The sequence below is a fragment of the Rhodococcus koreensis genome (genome assembly GCF_017068375.1).
Classification (GTDB): domain Bacteria; phylum Actinomycetota; class Actinomycetes; order Mycobacteriales; family Mycobacteriaceae; genus Rhodococcus_F; species Rhodococcus_F koreensis.
In genome coordinates, this window is sequence record NZ_CP070609.1 from 4,335,240 (window position 1) to 4,351,762 (window position 16,523).

The 16,523-nt window shown below is 65.3% G+C and carries 14 protein-coding genes and 1 pseudogene; 9 read left to right on the plus strand and 6 right to left on the minus strand.

From position 1 onward, the window contains the following. Window positions 1-340: 340 nt before the first annotated feature. The 6 genes from JWS14_RS19775 to rpmH all read right to left on the minus strand — a co-directional run bounded on the left by JWS14_RS19775 (window position 341) and on the right by rpmH (window position 4,101). Window positions 341-742, minus strand: a complete 402-nt coding sequence (locus tag JWS14_RS19775) for a YybH family protein (protein ID WP_206014152.1) — start codon at window positions 740-742, stop codon at window positions 341-343. Between the two features lie 766 nt (window positions 743-1,508). Then, a complete protein-coding gene (locus JWS14_RS19780; protein ID WP_037234922.1) occupies window positions 1,509-2,063 on the minus strand; it encodes a Jag family protein in 555 nt (184 codons plus the stop codon). A 19-nt stretch (window positions 2,064-2,082) separates the two neighbouring features. Next, window positions 2,083-3,186 (minus strand): membrane protein insertase YidC, encoded by a 1,104-nt coding sequence (gene yidC / locus JWS14_RS19785; RefSeq protein ID WP_206014153.1) that lies wholly within the window; start codon window positions 3,184-3,186, stop codon window positions 2,083-2,085. A 4-nt stretch (window positions 3,187-3,190) separates the two neighbouring features. Next, a complete protein-coding gene (gene yidD / locus JWS14_RS19790; protein WP_072942738.1) occupies window positions 3,191-3,556 on the minus strand; it encodes a membrane protein insertion efficiency factor YidD in 366 nt (121 codons plus the stop codon). Beyond that, the gene (rnpA, locus tag JWS14_RS19795) at window positions 3,553-3,930 is read right to left on the minus strand and encodes a ribonuclease P protein component (RefSeq protein WP_072942740.1); all 378 of its coding nucleotides are present in this window, start codon (window positions 3,928-3,930) and stop codon (window positions 3,553-3,555) included. Before rnpA ends, yidD begins: the two co-directional genes overlap by 4 nt. Before the next feature lie 27 nt (window positions 3,931-3,957). Next, entirely contained in the window at window positions 3,958-4,101 is a 144-nt protein-coding gene (gene rpmH / locus JWS14_RS19800) for a 50S ribosomal protein L34 (protein WP_005263481.1), read from the minus strand. Window positions 4,102-4,840: 739 nt separating this feature from the next. Here rpmH and dnaA point away from each other — a divergent pair. From dnaA to gyrB, 9 genes and pseudogenes are all read left to right on the plus strand, one after another. After that, window positions 4,841-6,427 (plus strand): chromosomal replication initiator protein DnaA, encoded by a 1,587-nt coding sequence (gene dnaA, locus JWS14_RS19805; RefSeq protein ID WP_072942742.1) that lies wholly within the window; start codon window positions 4,841-4,843, stop codon window positions 6,425-6,427. Between the two features lie 660 nt (window positions 6,428-7,087). Continuing rightward, window positions 7,088-8,272: a DNA polymerase III subunit beta gene (gene dnaN / locus JWS14_RS19810; protein WP_072942744.1), complete on the plus strand. Its 1,185-nt coding sequence runs from the start codon at window positions 7,088-7,090 to the stop codon at window positions 8,270-8,272. Between the two features lie 40 nt (window positions 8,273-8,312). Next, window positions 8,313-9,245, plus strand: a pseudogene (gene gnd, locus JWS14_RS19815) (phosphogluconate dehydrogenase (NAD(+)-dependent, decarboxylating)); the annotation flags it as partial. Next, complete coding sequence (recF, locus tag JWS14_RS19820; protein WP_095865460.1) at window positions 9,246-10,478, plus strand: DNA replication/repair protein RecF; 1,233 nt, start codon at window positions 9,246-9,248, stop codon at window positions 10,476-10,478. It begins immediately after the preceding pseudogene. Then, on the plus strand, window positions 10,468-11,031 hold the full coding sequence (locus JWS14_RS19825; RefSeq protein ID WP_072942747.1) for a DUF721 family protein: 564 nt from the start codon (window positions 10,468-10,470) through the stop codon (window positions 11,029-11,031). The genes recF and JWS14_RS19825 overlap by 11 nt, the downstream gene beginning before the upstream one ends. A 125-nt stretch (window positions 11,032-11,156) precedes the next feature. Next, window positions 11,157-12,065 (plus strand): metal-dependent hydrolase, encoded by a 909-nt coding sequence (locus JWS14_RS19830; protein WP_072942749.1) that lies wholly within the window; start codon window positions 11,157-11,159, stop codon window positions 12,063-12,065. Next, window positions 12,062-13,180, plus strand: coding sequence for a PDR/VanB family oxidoreductase (locus JWS14_RS19835; protein WP_206014154.1), 1,119 nt, complete (start codon window positions 12,062-12,064; stop codon window positions 13,178-13,180). The genes JWS14_RS19830 and JWS14_RS19835 overlap by 4 nt, the downstream gene beginning before the upstream one ends. Before the next feature lie 41 nt (window positions 13,181-13,221). After that, window positions 13,222-14,160 (plus strand): alpha/beta fold hydrolase, encoded by a 939-nt coding sequence (locus JWS14_RS19840; protein WP_206014155.1) that lies wholly within the window; start codon window positions 13,222-13,224, stop codon window positions 14,158-14,160. A 197-nt stretch (window positions 14,161-14,357) separates the two neighbouring features. Further along, window positions 14,358-16,400: a DNA topoisomerase (ATP-hydrolyzing) subunit B gene (gyrB, locus tag JWS14_RS19845; protein ID WP_072942754.1), complete on the plus strand. Its 2,043-nt coding sequence runs from the start codon at window positions 14,358-14,360 to the stop codon at window positions 16,398-16,400. Window positions 16,401-16,523: the final 123 nt, after the last annotated feature.

Consider the following 16,523-nt stretch of genomic DNA (forward strand, 5'->3'; position numbering starts at 1 on the left):
CCTCGATGGCACTGATTCTCGTTCCTACCCGGCCGGACCCGTGTCACCTCGACGAGCAGAGTTCACCGCGCCGGTCGAGTCGCGAGCAGTTTCACGGGGAACATCGGGGTGGTGTTTCACGTGGAACACACTCTGTGGGATCGGTGCCAACCGTCTCGCGAACGTTACTCGAGCCGGGCGCGCCCTTCTATCGAAATTTCGCTTTCACACCTACGATTCCGATTTCGTAATCATCACAGTGACGAAACTCCCGGGTGTGGTTGGGTGGGTGAAACTACAACCTAAATTCGCCCGAAAAGGCCCCAAAGAATGACTGTCGCCGACCCACATCGATCGCCCGTCAGACACTGGTGTCCGGAAAGGAATGATGCTCGTGAGCGACGAGCCAACGACCGTCTTCCTTCCGCAACCCGACGGTGAGCCGAAGACGGTTCTCCGGATTGTCGGCGAGCTCCGCTTCCGTTCCGCACCGGAGGAGCGCGCGGGCGAATGCGACATCCTCGCCCGCAGTCACATCCAATGACACCAACTCGAACCTGGCACCTCTCGACTGCCATTCGAAGAATGACGGCCATGTCTCGCGATACTCATCGATTCCGCGAGCGCCCTCGTAGGGTGGTGGCACGTCGAACATCACGATGTCGTCGGTGTGGTCCCTGAGAACCCCAGCCATATCACCACCGTGCACAGCCTCGGCCCAACTTTCGATCAGATTCCGGATCTGTTGTTCGTCCTCGCTCATCTGTCACTCCATCCAGTCGACGGGCCCCGGTTCGGCCCCTTGGAAGGTGTGGACTTCGGAACGCGTCGAAACTCATCGCCGGTGCGACGTCCGGGACCGCAATTCATTTCGAGGAGTTCCCATCGTCGGCGCCCATCGTCTCGAGCGGGACTCGAGCACTTACCGGGGCCGCTCGACTTCGGGGGCACCGGCAAGATCCACCTGGCGATCGGGCTCGCGATCCGTGCCTGTCAGAGTGACGCCGACTGTTGTTCACGACGGTTGCATTGAGGTGTCGCGCCTGGTCGACCTATCCCACTACCGGAACCCGAATACCGACCCCCTCTTCGGCGACTGAAGATTGCCCTTCTCGGTTGGCGGTTGTGGTTGGGGGCGCCCCCGCGGGAAAGTCGTCGGTGACTTCGATCCGCCGGTACGCAGCCTCTGCCCGACCTTCCACGGACAACATCCCGGCGCCCCTCCTGGCCGACTCGAGTCGGGATCAGCGGGCACCGGAACTTACTCGAGATCCGATACCTCGTCGTGTGCCGCCCACTGCGCCCGCTGCACTGTCGGCGTTCTTCACTGCCACACTGCGTTCAGTTCTCGGGTTCCGCCGCGTCTGAATTCTGCTGCGCGATGGAGGCCGGGCACGGACCCCTCGGTGGGGGAGGGGAGGGGTCTGTGTTTCACGTGAAACGAAACGCACCCAAAGTGACGGGGTGGGACCAAAAAGGCGGGGCTCCCGGAAGTGAATCCGGGAGCCCCGCCTTGGTGCGTGGGTGGATCAGTCCTTGATGACGACCACGCGACGTGACGGCTCGGCGCCTTCGCTCTCACTCGAGACGCCGTCGACCTTCGCGACTGCGTCGTGAACGATCTTGCGCTCGAACGGCGTCATCGGAGCGAGCTCCTCGCGTTCACCGCTCTCGAGTACGCGACGTGCCGCCGAGGAACCCAGCTCGGTGAGTTCGGCGCGACGGCCGGCACGCCATCCGGCGATGTCCAGCATAAGTCGACTGCGTTCGCCCGTCGCCTGCTGCACGGCGAGGCGAGTCAGTTCCTGAAGTGCGTCCAGCACCTCACCCTTGCGCCCGACCAACTTGGTGAGATCGTCTCCACCGTCGATGCTGACAACAGCGCGGTCACCCTCGACGTCCAGGTCGATGTCGCCGTCGAAGTCGAGTACGTCGAGCAGCTGCTCCAGGTAGTCGCCGGCGATTTCCCCTTCCTCGATCAGGTAGTCGTCAGAATCGGAATCCACCTCGGTGTCCGGGTTCTGCGTCGGTGCAGTCACGTCTGTCTCATCTCCGTCCACTGCGATGTCAGGCTCACTAGCCATGCTCGTTCTCTTTTCTGAATCAGCGCCGCTTGCGCTTGGGGGACTTTCCGCGGTTGGACTGGGGGCGGGCACCGGGCTTCGGCTTCGACGCCGAACCGTCACCATTCGGCTGATCGGAGATGTCGCCTTCGACGATGCCCTCGACGATCTCCGTTTCGTTGTCGGCGTCGGAACCGTCCGTTTCGGTCGCGGCCTTCTTCTTTTTCTTGGTGAGATCGGGCCGTGCGCCGGGCTTCGGAGCGTTGTCCGCCCGGCGTGCGATGGCAGCCTGCTTCTTCTCTTCCTCTTCCTCGTCGATTTTGCGGAAGACGATGTGCTGCTGCCCGTACGTCCAAATGTTGTTACTCACCCAGTACAGGAGGATCGCGATGGGGAGGAACGGGCCACCGACGAGCACACCGAGCGGGAAGACCCACAGCGCGAGCTTGTTCATGATCGCCGACTGCGGGTTCGCGGCCGCCTCGGGGCTCTGGCGCCCGACGGAGGCACGCGAGTTGAAGTGCGTTGCGATGCTGGCGATGATCATCAGCGGAACCGCGACGACGGCGATGTTCAGCACCGTGGGGATGGGACCGTATGCGGCGAACGCGTCGAGCTGAGCCTTCGGCATGGTGATCCAGGCCGAGATGGGGGCACCGAACAGGCGGGCACTCAGGAAGGACTGCACGTCCTCGACGCTGAAGAAGTAGTTCGGTGTGTTCGCGTTGGCCTCGACCGACATGCCGAGCTGACCGATACCGGTGCCGGTGCGGTTGAACGAGCGAAGCACGTGAAACAGGCCGATGAAGACCGGCGCCTGCGCGAGAACCGGGAGGCAGCCCATGATCGGGTTGAACCCGTGCTCCTTCTGGAGCTTCTGCATCTCGGTGGCCTGACGCTGGCGGTCACCCGAATACTTCTTCTGCAGAGCCTTGATCTGCGGCTGAAGTTCCTGCATCTGGCGCGTCGTGCGGACCTGCTTGACGAACGGCTTGTACAGCACGGCACGCAGCGTGAACACGAGGAACACCACGGAGAGCGCCCACGTGATGCCGCTGTCCGGACCCAGGAAGGGAATGGCACCGAAAACCTTGTGCCAGACCCACAGGATCCCGGACACCGGATAGTAAATGAAGTCGAGCACGGCTCTATGTACTCCTCTGTTCGTCCACGTTCGCCGGACAGCAACGACGGCTACCCGCATGACGGTCGTGACGGGCAGGGACCGGGTCCCACCCTCCAGGGTGCCAGGGGGCACACTTCGCCAACCGAACCACCGTCAAAAGAAGGCCTTTGATCGCCCCGTGGGTACGCAGGGATTCCACCGCGTACTCGCTACAGGTCGGCATGAACCGGCAGGTCGGCAACCTCAAGGGCGACACATACGTCCGGTAGAGCTCGATGAAGAAAATGAGAGTGCGCGCCGGTAACGCACGGACCGACTTCCACGCGGAAGAGGCCGAGGAGCTGCCCTCGGCCGTGTCGGTGCGCGACTCGTGGAGTGCGCGTTTCATGTGGAGTTACTCACGGGCGCAAGAAGGTCCAATCGAAGGAGACCTGCACGAAGTTGCTTCTCCAGGTCCCGGCTACTTGCAGTCGCAGCTCCCGGAAGAGCGCGAATCACCACATCGGTTCCCCGTGGAACCACGTCCACGAGGTCGATGCAGATATGACGAAGCCGGCGTGCGACTCGATGTCGAATCACCGCCGGCCCGACAGCCTTACTCACAACCAGTCCGAATCGCGGACCGCCGCTACTCACCAGCTCATCTGCCTGCACACGGTCGAAAGCATGCACAACCAGGTCGCGTCTTCCCATCCGACGACCACGTCGCACAGTCAACGAAAAATCTGAATGACGACGCAATCGGTGCGGCTCAGGCAACACCCCGAGCTCCCGAACCCAGTGTCGGGATCAGGCGGTGAGGGATTCGCGGCCCTTACGGCGACGCGCCGAAACGATTGCACGACCCGCACGGGTCCGCATACGAAGACGGAAGCCGTGAACGCGCGCGCGGCGTCGGTTGTTCGGCTGGAACGTCCGCTTGCCCTTGGCCACGGTCAACACTCCTCGAAGTTCATCGACGCCTCCCGGCGTCATGGATCTAACATTGGCGAAAACTCAGGTGTTCATCCACAGGGTGGGGATGAAACGACTTCGAAACTGGACTCAAGCCAGCACGAAACCGCCACCTCACCACAGGGTGACTGTTCGAGAGTACTTACCACTCCCGGTCAGGTCAAACTCGCTCACCTGCGATTCCCCCGCGAATCGGCTGACCGACACGCCGAGGATCGACAAATGCTTGCACCCCAACTTCCAATGTGCCAAACCGCTGTGAGGTTGCCGACACTGTTGCTAGCGTCTATGCATGGTCTCGCCGATGAACCCTGATCGAGTGCCCAGCTCTCGACTTCAGCGTTCTCATCTGCACATTCACCACAATTCATCCACAGGGCACAGATGGTGTCCCGCTTCGGATCATCACGAGGGTTCCTGACACCCTTCACTTCTCGGGTCCCCACACCCGCTCATCCAGGTTTCGCATGCATATGCGCAGGTCAGCGCGCTCAATCTGGACTCCTCACCGTCACACGACGCCGCGACAGCAGGCGTCTGCGGTTTGTCCACATCTGTGGATAATTGTGTGGAAACACAGTTCAGATGGCATATTCGTAGGTCCGTACGGGGTCCATCCTCAGGTCGGGGAAGCTCCCATTTCCGCCTCGACGACGGCACCGACACTGGACTCGGCACCGCACCCGCCGAGTCCGCGAACACACTGGGGAGGAACCACGTGAACGACGATCCGAATGCGCTCGCACGGATCTGGATCGACGTCGTCGCCGACCTCACATCCGATTCGCCCGGCGGCGATCTGCCGCCGTTGACGAGGGGACAGAAGGCGTGGTTGGCGCTCGTCAAACCGCTGACACTCGCACAGGGCTTCGCGCTCCTGTCCGTTCCGTCGCCCTTCGCGCAGGAAGCGATCGAACGGGATCTGCGTGAGCCGATCCTCCACGCGCTCGGCCGGCATCTCGGTGAGCAGGTCGAGGGTCTCGGTGTGCGCATCGCCGCCCCGGTCGACGACGAACCCGAATCCGAGGCCCCGAGCCGGGAGCGCAGGCCGGACCCGGAACCGGTCCACACCCCTCGCCATCTCGAGCCTTCCGTCACCAGTTCCGGCACGTTCCGCAGGCGCCGCTTCGGCTCCGGAGAAGACCAGCCCTACTCGGACACCACGGACTTCGAGGAGGTGGACGACGACACCGAGGCCCTCGCCAGCGTCCACGAATCCTGGCCGTCGTATTTCACGAAGCCGCCCGCGGGCCCGGCACCTGCGGCGACGGGTGGGAACAGCCTCAACGCGAAGTACACGTTCGACACGTTCGTGATCGGCTCGTCCAACCGGTTCGCCCACGCCGCGGCGGTCGCCATCGCCGAGGCACCGGCGCGCGCGTACAACCCGTTGTTCATCTGGGGAGCGTCCGGCCTCGGCAAGACGCACCTGTTGCACGCCGCCGGCCACTACGCCCAGCGGCTGTTCCCGGGGATGCGCGTCAAATACGTCTCCACCGAGGAATTCACCAACGACTTCATCAACAGCCTCCGCGACGACCGCAAGGTGGCGTTCAAACGCCGCTACCGCGAGACCGACGTGCTGCTGGTGGACGACATCCAGTTCATCGAGGGCAAGGAAGGTATCCAGGAGGAGTTCTTCCACACCTTCAACACCCTGCACAACGCGAACAAGCAGATCGTCGTCTCCTCCGACCGGCCGCCGAAGCAGCTGGCGACACTCGAGGAACGCCTGCGCACCCGCTTCGAATGGGGCCTGATCACCGACGTTCAGCCCCCCGAACTCGAAACCCGTATCGCCATCCTCAGCAAGAAGGCCCGAATGGACCGGCTCGAGGTGCCCGACGACGTCCTCGAGTTGATCGCCTCCCGGATCGAACGCAACATCCGGGAACTCGAGGGTGCCCTCATCCGGGTGACGGCGTTCGCGTCCCTGAACAGGCAACCTCTGGACCTCACGCTCGCCGAGGTGGTGCTGCGTGACCTGATGCCGGACTCGTCGAGTCTCGAGATCAATGCGGCGACGATCATGGCGGTCACCGCGGAGTACTTCAACATGTCGATCGACGACCTGTGCGGGCCCGGCAAGGCGCGTCCGCTGGCGTCCGCCCGCCAGATCTCCATGTACCTGTGCCGGGAGCTGACCGATCTGTCCCTTCCGAAGATCGGGCAGACGTTCGGCCGCGACCACACCACCGTCATGTACGCGGACAAGAAGATTCGCAAGGAGATGACGGAGCGGCGGAAGGTCTACGACCAGGTCCAGGAGCTCACCGCCCGGATCAAGCAGCGTTCCAAGAGGTAGTCACCCGCCTCTGCCTCTCCTGTGCCCCTGGTAGCTCGCCTACCGGGGGCACAGGTCGTTTTGCGGGCGTGATGGTCCGACTCCGCCGCCGCAAGCAACTCGAGGGGCTCCTCGAGCGGGTCCTCGAGGGTGGGCTCGAGCGGGTCCTCGAGGCACCGCTCGAGGGTCTACTCGAGGCTCGCGCAAACCCCCGCCGGCGCGACACACCGGGGCAACACGCCGACGCCGGGACCTGGGATAAAGCATGCACACCTGTGGATAAATGTGGGGATGAGGTGGAATCTCTGTGGACAGAACGTGCAGAACTTTGAACAACCTCGAGTAGTCCACACGGGTGCCGGATCGGTCCTCGAGTTTGTCCTCGAGAATTCCCCATACAAGTACGCGGAGGGACCAGCGTCTACAGCTGTTCGTCCACAGATTCCACAGGACCTAATAGTACTTCTCATTAATTCTTATAAAAAACTCTTTGAAAACAGGGTTGGGGATCGCGTCCGTTCACAGGCCTCCGTCGGAGACTCGAGGACGGAGGCGTTCCGCTTTCAAGTTCGTCCTCGAGGGCATACGGTTATGCATCGCCGCTCTGTGAAAGACTGCAGTGCTGTGGTCACGGCCCGACCGTGGCGAACAACCGTGCCTACCGAGAGGAACAACCCGGCGATGGAGCTTGGAAGCCTGAAGTTTCGTGTCTCCCGGGAAGAATTCGCTGATTCAGTGGCATGGGTCGCTCGCAGTCTGCCGTCGCGGCCTCCCGTGCCCGTCCTCGGCGGAGTTCTCCTGGACGCGACCGAGCAAGGGTTGACGGTTTCCGGATTCGACTACGAGGTGTCGGCCCAGGTCAGGGTCGGGGCCGAGGTCGGTAGCGCCGGTCAGGTCCTGGTCTCGGGCAAGCTTCTCGCCGACATCACGAAGTCGCTTCCCAACAAGCCCGTCGACGTGACGCTCGAGGGCACTCGTGTGCTGATCACCTGCGGTAGCGCCAAGTTCTCCCTGCCCACCATGCCGGTCGAGGACTACCCCCAGCTTCCGCAGTTGCCGCAGCAGACCGGCTCGATTCCCGCGGACCTGTTCTCCGAGGCGATCAGTCAGGTGGCTGTCGCGGCGGGCAAGGACGACACCCTGCCGATGCTCACCGGCATCCGGGTCGAGATCGAACGCAACGCGATCGTGCTCGCGGCCACCGACCGGTTCCGTCTCGCGGTTCGTGAACTCGAGTGGTCGCCGGCGAACCCCGACACCGCCGCGGCCGTCCTCATCCCGGCCAAGACCCTCTCCGAGTCGGCGAAAACGCTTGCGGGAGATGCCACTTCACCGGTCGAGCTGGCTCTCGGCTCGGGCTCCGCGGTCGGAAACGACGGCCTCCTCGGCATCGTCAACGAAGGCCGTCGCACCACCACCCGACTGCTGGACGCCGAGTTCCCGAAGTTCCGGCAGCTGCTGCCGTCCGAGCACACTGCACTGGCCACCGTGGAGATCGCTCCGCTCGTCGAGGCCATCAAGCGTGTGGCGCTCGTCGCCGAGCGTGGTGCGCAGGTCCGCCTGCAGTTCTCCACCGAGGGGCTGCTGCTCTCCGCCGGCGGCGACGACGCCGGTCGGGCCGAGGAAGGCTTGAACGCGGTGTTCCAGGGCGAGCCGCTCACCATTGCCTTCAACCCCGGCTACCTGATCGACGGGTTGTCCTCGCTGCACAGCGAGCAGGTGCTGTTCGGCTTCACGACCCCCAGCCGCCCCGCGGTGCTGCGTCCGGCCACCGAGGAAGAGATCGAGCCCGACGATTCCGGCAATTTCGCGGCACCGGAGAGCGCGTACACGTACCTGCTGATGCCGGTGCGTCTGCCGGGCTGACGATTCGCGGAAGCGAAACCAGTACTGCCGTAAGAAATCTCACGAGTGGACGGAGATCACGATGCAGATCGGGTTGGTCGGGCTCGGAAAAATGGGATTCAACATGCGCGAGCGGTTGCGCGCGCACGGGCACGAGGTGGTCGGCTACGACCCCCGCCCCGAGGTCACGGATGTGGCGTCACTGGCGGAACTCGCCCAGCGACTCGAGTCTCCGCGCGTCGTGTGGGTGATGGTTCCGGCAGGAAAGATCACCCAGGACACGGTGACCGGGCTGGCGTCGGTGCTCGAGAGTGGCGACCTGGTGATCGACGGCGGCAACTCGAGATACACCGACGACAAGATTCACGGTGAGCTGCTCGGATCCCACGGCATCGGCTACCTCGACTGCGGTGTGTCCGGCGGGGTCTGGGGACTCGAGAACGGCTACGGGCTGATGGTCGGCGGGTCGGCCGCGGACGTCGAGCGGGCGCTGCCGATCTTCGACGCACTGCGCCCGGAGGGTGAGCGTGCGGACGGGTTCGTTCACGCAGGCCCGATCGGCGCCGGCCACTACGCGAAGATGATCCACAACGGCATCGAGTACGGGCTGATGCAGGCGTACGCCGAGGGCTACGAACTGCTCGAGGCCGAAGACCTCGTCACCGACGTCCACGGTGTGCTGCGCGCGTGGACCAACGGCACCGTCGTCCGGTCGTGGCTGCTGGAACTGCTCGTCAAGGCACTGGGTGAGGATCCCGATTTCGCCGAGATCTCCGGTTACACAGACGATTCCGGTGAGGGCCGCTGGACCGTGCTGGAGGCGATCGACCACGCCGTGCCCGCGCCGGTGATCTCGGCCGCGCTGTTCGCGCGGTTCGCGTCCCGTCAGGACGATTCCCCCGCGATGAAGGCCGTCTCCGCGCTGCGCAACCAGTTCGGTGGTCACGCCGTGAAGAAGGCGGCAGGCGAGGCAGAAGCCGGTTCTGGAACGTAGGTGTTCGTTCGCGCACTCTCGCTCAGAGATTTCCGTTCCTGGGACGCCCTCGGTCTGAACCTGCGTCCGGGCTGCACCGTCTTCGTCGGACCCAACGGGCACGGCAAGACGAATGTGCTCGAGGCGCTCGGCTACCTGTCGACGCTCTCGTCGCATCGGGTCAGCTCCGACGCACCGCTGATCAGGACGGGTACCGCTCAGGCATTCGCGGGGGCCACCGTCGTCAACACTGGCCGGGAACTGACCGTCGATCTCGAGTTGAACGAGGGCAAGTCGAACCGCGCGCGGATCAACCAGTCGCCAACCCGGCGGCCGCGGGAGATTCTCGGGATTCTGCAGACGGTGCTGTTCGCGCCGGAGGATCTGTCGCTGGTCCGCGGAGATCCGGGGGAGCGACGCCGGTACCTCGACGAACTCCTCACGTCCCGGATCCCCAGGATGGCGGCGGTGCGCGCCGATTACGAACGGGTGCTGCGCCAGCGGTCGGCGTTGCTCAAGACCGCGGGCGGCGCGTTGCGGCGGTCTTCGCGGGGCAGCGGTCAGCCGGGCGAGGACGGTGCGAGTGCCCTTGCCACACTGGAGGTCTGGGACGGACACCTCGCTGCGCACGGCGCCCAGCTGCTCGCCGGGCGGCTGCATCTCGTCCACGACCTCGCGCCGCACCTGGCCGAGTCGTACCAGTCGCTGGCACCCGAGTCGAGGCCCGCGAGCATCCGCTACCGCTCGAGTCTGGGGTCCTCGCTGCCGCCGGAGTTCACCGAACCGGCGCGAGCGCCCGAGTCCGGCGACATCGCGTTCCTCGAGGAGCGGTTTCTCCAGGAGTTGTCCGTGATGCGCTCGAAGGAGATCGAGCGGGGTGTGTGCCTCGTCGGACCGCATCGTGACGATCTGGAACTGCAACTCGGCGACACCCCGGCGAAGGGATTCGCGAGTCACGGCGAGTCGTGGTCGTTCGCGCTGTCGCTGCGGCTCGCGGGATTCGCCCTGCTGCGGTCGGAAGGCAGCGATCCGGTCCTCATGCTCGACGACGTGTTCGCCGAACTCGACCGCAAGCGTCGCCGCGCCCTCGCCAAGGTCGCATTGGACGCCGAACAGGTGTTGATCACGGCCGCCGTACCGGAAGATGTACCGGAAGAACTCGACGCAGTCCGGTACGGCGTCGAGGCCCGCGACACCGATCGAGGAAGAATCTCACACATCCTGGAAGAGACGGAGGACCGCCGTGACGGATGATGCCGAACCCACCGTGCCCGCGGCGACCCCCGAACCGGAGGTGAAGGGAATCGATCTCGCCCGGCGTGCCCTCGAGGAGGCGCGGGCCGCGGCGAAGGCGAGCGGAAAATCCGTCGGGCAGGGCCGCCGGTCCGGGACCGGTGTGCGGGCGTTGCGCGCCCGGCGCAGGCGAGGCTGGTCCGGTCCGGGGCCCGACGACCGCGATCCCCAGCCGTTCGGTGCGCTGACCAGCGCGCTCGCGAAACAACGCGGCTGGTCTCCCAAGGTGTCCGAGGGAACGGTCCTCGGTCGGTGGGTGCAGGTGGTCGGTGAGGACATCGCCGCGCACGCCGAGCCGACCGGGCTGCGGGACGGGATTCTCAGCGTCTCCGCGGAGTCGACGGCCTGGGCGACCCAGCTTCGGATGATGCAGTCGCAGATTCTCGCGAAGATCGCCGCGGCCGTCGGCGACGGCGTCGTGAAGTCGCTGCGGATCACCGGTCCGACCGCGCCGAGCTGGCGAAAAGGGGAACGGCACATCCGGGGGCGCGGCCCCCGCGACACCTACGGATAGGCCGGAGCGGGCGTTCGGTCCCTAGTTTTGTCTATTACCCGGTGTTACAGTTACTCCAAGTCATCGAGTGAACTGTGCCACAAGCCTTCGTCGTGGCGCAGCCGCCGGCACGAAGGAGTAATGAGATGTCCGCCCCGACTGCGCCCCGGAACGCGATCCCCGAACCGGACCACATCCTGTTGCAGGCCAGAAACGTGGAGTTCGACTGGTCGAACCTCCCGATGCACTGGATCCCGGGCGACCCGTTCAGCACGCACGTCCTCAATGTCCTGCACCTCCTCCTGCCCGCGGGCGAGGAGTGGTTCGTCGAGACGTTCAAAGAGGCCCTGCCGCTGATCGAGGACGAGCAGCTCCGCGACGACGTCGTCGGGTTCATCGGCCAGGAAGCGATGCATGCCAACGCGCACACCGGCGTGCTGGTGCACCTGAAGGAGAAGGGGCTCGATCCGACACCCTTCACCGAGCAGATGGAATGGACCTTCTCCAAGATCCTCGGACCGCGACCGCTGACCGGTCTGCGCGAGAAGAACTACCTGATCGAGCGGCTGGCGGTCATCGCCGCCATCGAGCACATCACCGCGTTCCTCGGCGACTGGGTCCTGGGCGCCGAGGGCCTCGATCGGGTGGGGATGCATCCGACGATGCTCGACCTGCTGCGCTGGCACGGCGCCGAGGAGGTCGAGCACCGGTCGGTGGCGTACGACGTCATGCGGTACTTCGACAAGCGGGAGTCGCGGCGGATCCGCACCCAGCTGATCGTGACTCCGGTCATCGTATGGCTGTGGGTACGCGGCACCCGATTCCTCATGCGGAACGATCCGGAGCTCGCGCAGTGGTCGGCGCACCGGCGTAAGCCGCACCTGACCGATTTCTTCGCGGCGGGCAAGCGCGGCACCCTCCCGACGGCCCGCGAACTCGGCAAGCGGATGTCGACGTACTTCACGCGGTCGTACCACCCGAGCAACGAGGGTTCGACGGCGCAGGCCGTGAAGTACCTGGCGTCCTCGCCGGCGGCTCAGGCGGCCGAGCGATGAAGCTGTCCCAGGTGCGGGAGGTGTTCACCGGGCAGGGCCTGCCCCGGTACGACGCGCCGCCAGACATCAAGGGCCGCTCGCGTCCCGACCGCGCCATGCGGATCACCGAGGCCGTGGCCGCCAAGTACCTTCGTGTTCTCACCGCGTACGAGTACGACCCCGGCGTCGCCGGTCACAACCCCGATGTGGCGATGAAAATGGTTGTCTCCCAACGGGACGTCGTCGCGTTGGACGACAACGTCGTGCAGTTGCGGTTCGAGGCCGAGGACGGCGCCGAACTTCCTGCGTGGCAGCCGGGTTCGCACCTCGACTTCCACCTGCCGTCCGGGCTGCGACGCCAGTACTCGCTGTGCGGGGATCCGTCCGACCGCACGGGCTACAGCATCGCCGTCCGCCGGATCCCCGACGGAGGTGGCGGATCCCTCGAGATGCATGCCCTCGAGCCGGGGGCGTCGGTGACGGTTCGCGGACCCCGCAACGGATTTCCGTTCGTGGGCGAGGGGAGCGCGCTCTTCGTCGCCGGCGGCATCGGCATCACGCCGATCCTGGCGATGGTGCGCGCCGCGCGCGATCTCGGGATGGACTGGCAGTTCGTGTATTCCGGCCGGTCCCGCGAGTCGATGCCGTTCCTCGACGAGATCGAAACATTCGATCCGTCACGGATTTTCATCCGCCCCGACGACGAATTCGGACTGCCAATCGCAGAGGAATTGCTCGAGCGTGCCGCGCCCGGCGGCGCCGTCTACTGCTGCGGGCCGACGCCGATGCTCGAGTCGGTGCGCCGCGCCTTTCCCGGAAGCCCCGCCACCGCGTTGCATTTCGAGCGATTCGGGGCGCCGCCGGTCCGGGGCGGCACCGAATTCGAAGTGCAGCTCGTCAGCACGGGTGAGGTGCTCACCGTGCCCGCCGACGAATCCGCGCTCACGGTGATCAAGAAGACGATGCCCGGAGTGGGGTATTCGTGCCAGCAGGGATTCTGCGGCACCTGCAGGGTCAAGGTGCTGTCCGGCACCCCGGACCACCGCGAGACGCGGCTCACCGACGCCGAGCAGGAGAACGAGATGCTGATCTGCGTGTCCCGCGCCGACGGCGGCCGCCTCGTCCTCGACCTGTAATCCACCGATTCCCGAACCCGAACCCGAACCAGAGGACACCCATGACTCCATCCACGTCCGGTACCGCCCGGCGGATCACCAACGGTTCCGTCGACCTCGCCGTGTTCGAGGAAGGCAACCCCGCCGGCGAGACGATGGTGCTCGTTCACGGCTGGCCCGACACCCACGAACTGTGGAGCCGGGTGGTGCCGTTCCTGAAGGAACGGTTCCGGGTGGTCAGCTACGACAGCCGCGGCGCCGGCGAGAGCACCGTGCCCACCCGGGTCGAGGACTACCGGCTGCCCGCCCTGGCGGGCGACCTGTTCGCGGTGATCGACGCCGTCAGCCCGGGCAGGCCGGTGCACGTGCTCGCGCACGACTGGGGGTCGGTGGAGGCGTGGGAGGCGGTCTGCGAACCGGGCGCCCGTACGCGGATCGCGTCGTTCACGTCCGTCTCCGGGCCGAACCTCGACCACCTCGGGAAGTGGATGCGCCGCCGCATCTCCGACCGCCGGTTCGGCGGGCCGCTCGCGCAGGCCGTCGCGTCCGGCTACACCGTCCTGTTCCAGATCCCGGGCCTGGCGACGCTGCCGCTGCGGCTGGGGTTCTCCCGGCACTGGCCGGCGTTCCTGAAGTTCTTCGACCGCCTCGACCCGGCCCTGGTGCGTCCGGCGCCGACGCTGGCGGACGACATGGTCAACGGTCTCAAGCTGTACCGGGCGAACATCCGGACCAGCCTGCTGCGGCCGCGTGAGCGGTACACCGACGTCCCCGTCCAGCTGATCCTGAACGAGAACGACAAGGCGGTACGGCCCGTCGGGTACGAGGACACCGAGAAATGGGCACCCGATCTGCGCCGTCGAGGGGTCGACGCCGGTCACTGGTCGCCCATCTCCCACGCCGAGGACATTGCGCAACTCGCCGCGGAGTTCGTGCTGGACGTCGAGGACCGGCAATGGGGAAATGCCCCGGACGGGCCGTCCGAGAGTGCGTCAGCCTAGGTTTTCACTCCCGAGGCGCCCTGAAAATTCGTCTACGGGGCGCTCAGGGGTGTCATAGCCCGCTCCTGGGCCAGACGTACCAGTAAGATGGCCGAGGTAACTAGCGGCAAGATTCCCGATTCTCGTCTCCCGCGTGCCCGACCAGGGCGGTGGGCGCCTGCGTCGGGCATTGGACGGAGAAGGAGAGCTACCCACCCGTGGCTGCCCAGAAGTCAGACAAAAGCACCTCCAGCAAGGACTACGGCGCTTCTTCCATCACCGTCCTCGAGGGACTCGAAGCCGTCCGTAAGCGACCGGGTATGTACATCGGTTCCACCGGTGAACGCGGTCTCCACCACCTGATCTGGGAAGTCGTCGACAACTCCGTCGACGAGGCCATGGCCGGCTACGCCAGCAAGGTCGAGATCACCCTTCTCGAAGATGGTGGCGTCCAGGTCGTCGACGACGGCCGAGGCATCCCCGTCGGGATGCACGCCTCCGGTGTCCCCACCGTCGAGGTCGTCCTCACCCAGCTGCACGCCGGCGGCAAGTTCGACTCCGACTCGTATGCCGTGTCCGGCGGTCTGCACGGTGTCGGTATCTCCGTCGTCAACGCGCTGTCCACCCGGCTCGACGTCGACATCAAGCGCGACGGCTTCCGCTGGAACCAGACCTACACCGACTCGAAGCCGGGTGAACTCGTCAAGGGCGAGGCCACCAAGGAGACGGGCACCACGGTCACGTTCTGGGCCGACCCGAACATCTTCGAGACCACGGTCTACAGCTTCGAGACGGTCGCGCGCCGCCTCCAGGAGATGGCCTTCCTCAACAAGGGCCTGACGATCACCCTGACCGACGAGCGCGTGAGCGACGCCGAGGTCACGGAAGAGGTCGTCAGCCAGGTCGCGGACGCCCCGAAGTCCGCCGAGGACGAGCACGCCGAAGCCGATGCGCCGGCCGTCCACAAGGTCAAGACCCGCGTCTACCACTACCCGGGCGGCCTCGAGGACTACGTGCGGCACATCAACCGCACGAAGCAGCCGATCCACAACTCCGTCGTCGGGTTCACCGCGAAGGGCACCGGCCACGAACTCGAGATCGCGATGCAGTGGAACTCCGGCTACTCGGAGTCGGTCCACACGTTCGCGAACACCATCAACACCCACGAGGGCGGCACCCACGAAGAGGGTTTCCGGTCCGCTCTGACGGCGACGGTCAACAAGTACGCGCTCGACAAGAAACTCCTCAAGGAGAAGGACCCGAAACTCACCGGTGACGACATCCGTGAGGGCCTAGCGGCGATCATCTCCGTCAAGGTAGGTGAACCGCAGTTCGAGGGTCAGACGAAGACGAAGCTCGGCAACACCGAGGTCCGGTCGTTCGTGCAGAAGGCGAGCAACGAGCACCTGTCGCACTGGTTCGAGGCGAACCCGGCCGACGCGAAGACCATCGTGAACAAGGCGGTGTCGTCGGCGCAGGCCCGCGTCGCCGCCCGCAAGGCCCGCGAACTGGTTCGGCGCAAGAGCGCCACCGACCTCGGCGGCCTGCCGGGCAAGCTCGCCGACTGCCGGTCCAACGACCCGAGCAAGTCCGAGATCTACATCGTGGAGGGCGACTCCGCAGGCGGCTCCGCGAAGTCCGGCCGTGACTCGATGTACCAGGCGATCCTGCCGCTGCGAGGCAAGATCATCAACGTCGAGAAGGCACGCATCGACCGGGTGCTGAAGAACACCGAAGTCCAGTCGATCATCACCGCGTTCGGCACCGGCATCCACGACGAGTTCGACATCGCGAAGCTGCGGTACCACAAGATCGTGCTGATGGCCGACGCCGACGTCGACGGCCAGCACATCGCAACGCTGCTGCTCACGCTGCTGTTCCGCTTCATGCGGCCGCTCGTCGAACACGGCCACGTGTACCTGGCGCAGCCCCCGCTGTACAAGCTCAAGTGGCAGCGCGCCGACCCGGAGTTCGCCTACTCCGACCGCGAGCGCGACGCCCTCGTCAAGGCCGGCCTCGAGTCGGGCAAGAAGATCAACAAGGACGACGGCATCCAGCGCTACAAAGGTCTCGGCGAGATGAACGCCAAGGAACTGTGGGAGACCACGATGGATCCGACCGTGCGTGTCCTGCGTCTCGTGACGCTCGACGACGCGGCCGCAGCCGACGAGTTGTTCAGCGTCCTCATGGGCGAGGACGTCGAGGCCCGGCGAAGCTTCATCACCCGTAACGCCAAGGACGTCCGCTTCCTCGACGTCTAGGTATCCGGCACAACAGAATACGGATCGCGTGCAGCCACCGGTGGTCGGAAGACCCCGGTGGCTGCACCCGTCTGGGCCGGTTGCGGGAACGGATGACGCAGAATTCCGTCCTCGACTGTGAAC

What these genes read in the sequence shown, in the direction of transcription:
- JWS14_RS19775 (WP_206014152.1), bottom strand. Translation starts at nt 742, where the DNA reads ATGAGCGAGGACGAACAACAGATCCGGAATCTGATCGAAAGTTGGGCC.
- JWS14_RS19780 (WP_037234922.1), bottom strand. Translation starts at nt 2,063, where the DNA reads ATGGCTAGTGAGCCTGACATCGCAGTGGACGGAGATGAGACAGACGTG.
- yidD (WP_072942738.1), bottom strand. Translation starts at nt 3,556, where the DNA reads ATGAAACGCGCACTCCACGAGTCGCGCACCGACACGGCCGAGGGCAGC.
- dnaN (WP_072942744.1), top strand. Translation starts at nt 7,088, where the DNA reads ATGGAGCTTGGAAGCCTGAAGTTTCGTGTCTCCCGGGAAGAATTCGCT.
- JWS14_RS19830 (WP_072942749.1), top strand. Translation starts at nt 11,157, where the DNA reads ATGTCCGCCCCGACTGCGCCCCGGAACGCGATCCCCGAACCGGACCAC.
- JWS14_RS19835 (WP_206014154.1), top strand. Translation starts at nt 12,062, where the DNA reads ATGAAGCTGTCCCAGGTGCGGGAGGTGTTCACCGGGCAGGGCCTGCCC.
- JWS14_RS19840 (WP_206014155.1), top strand. Translation starts at nt 13,222, where the DNA reads ATGACTCCATCCACGTCCGGTACCGCCCGGCGGATCACCAACGGTTCC.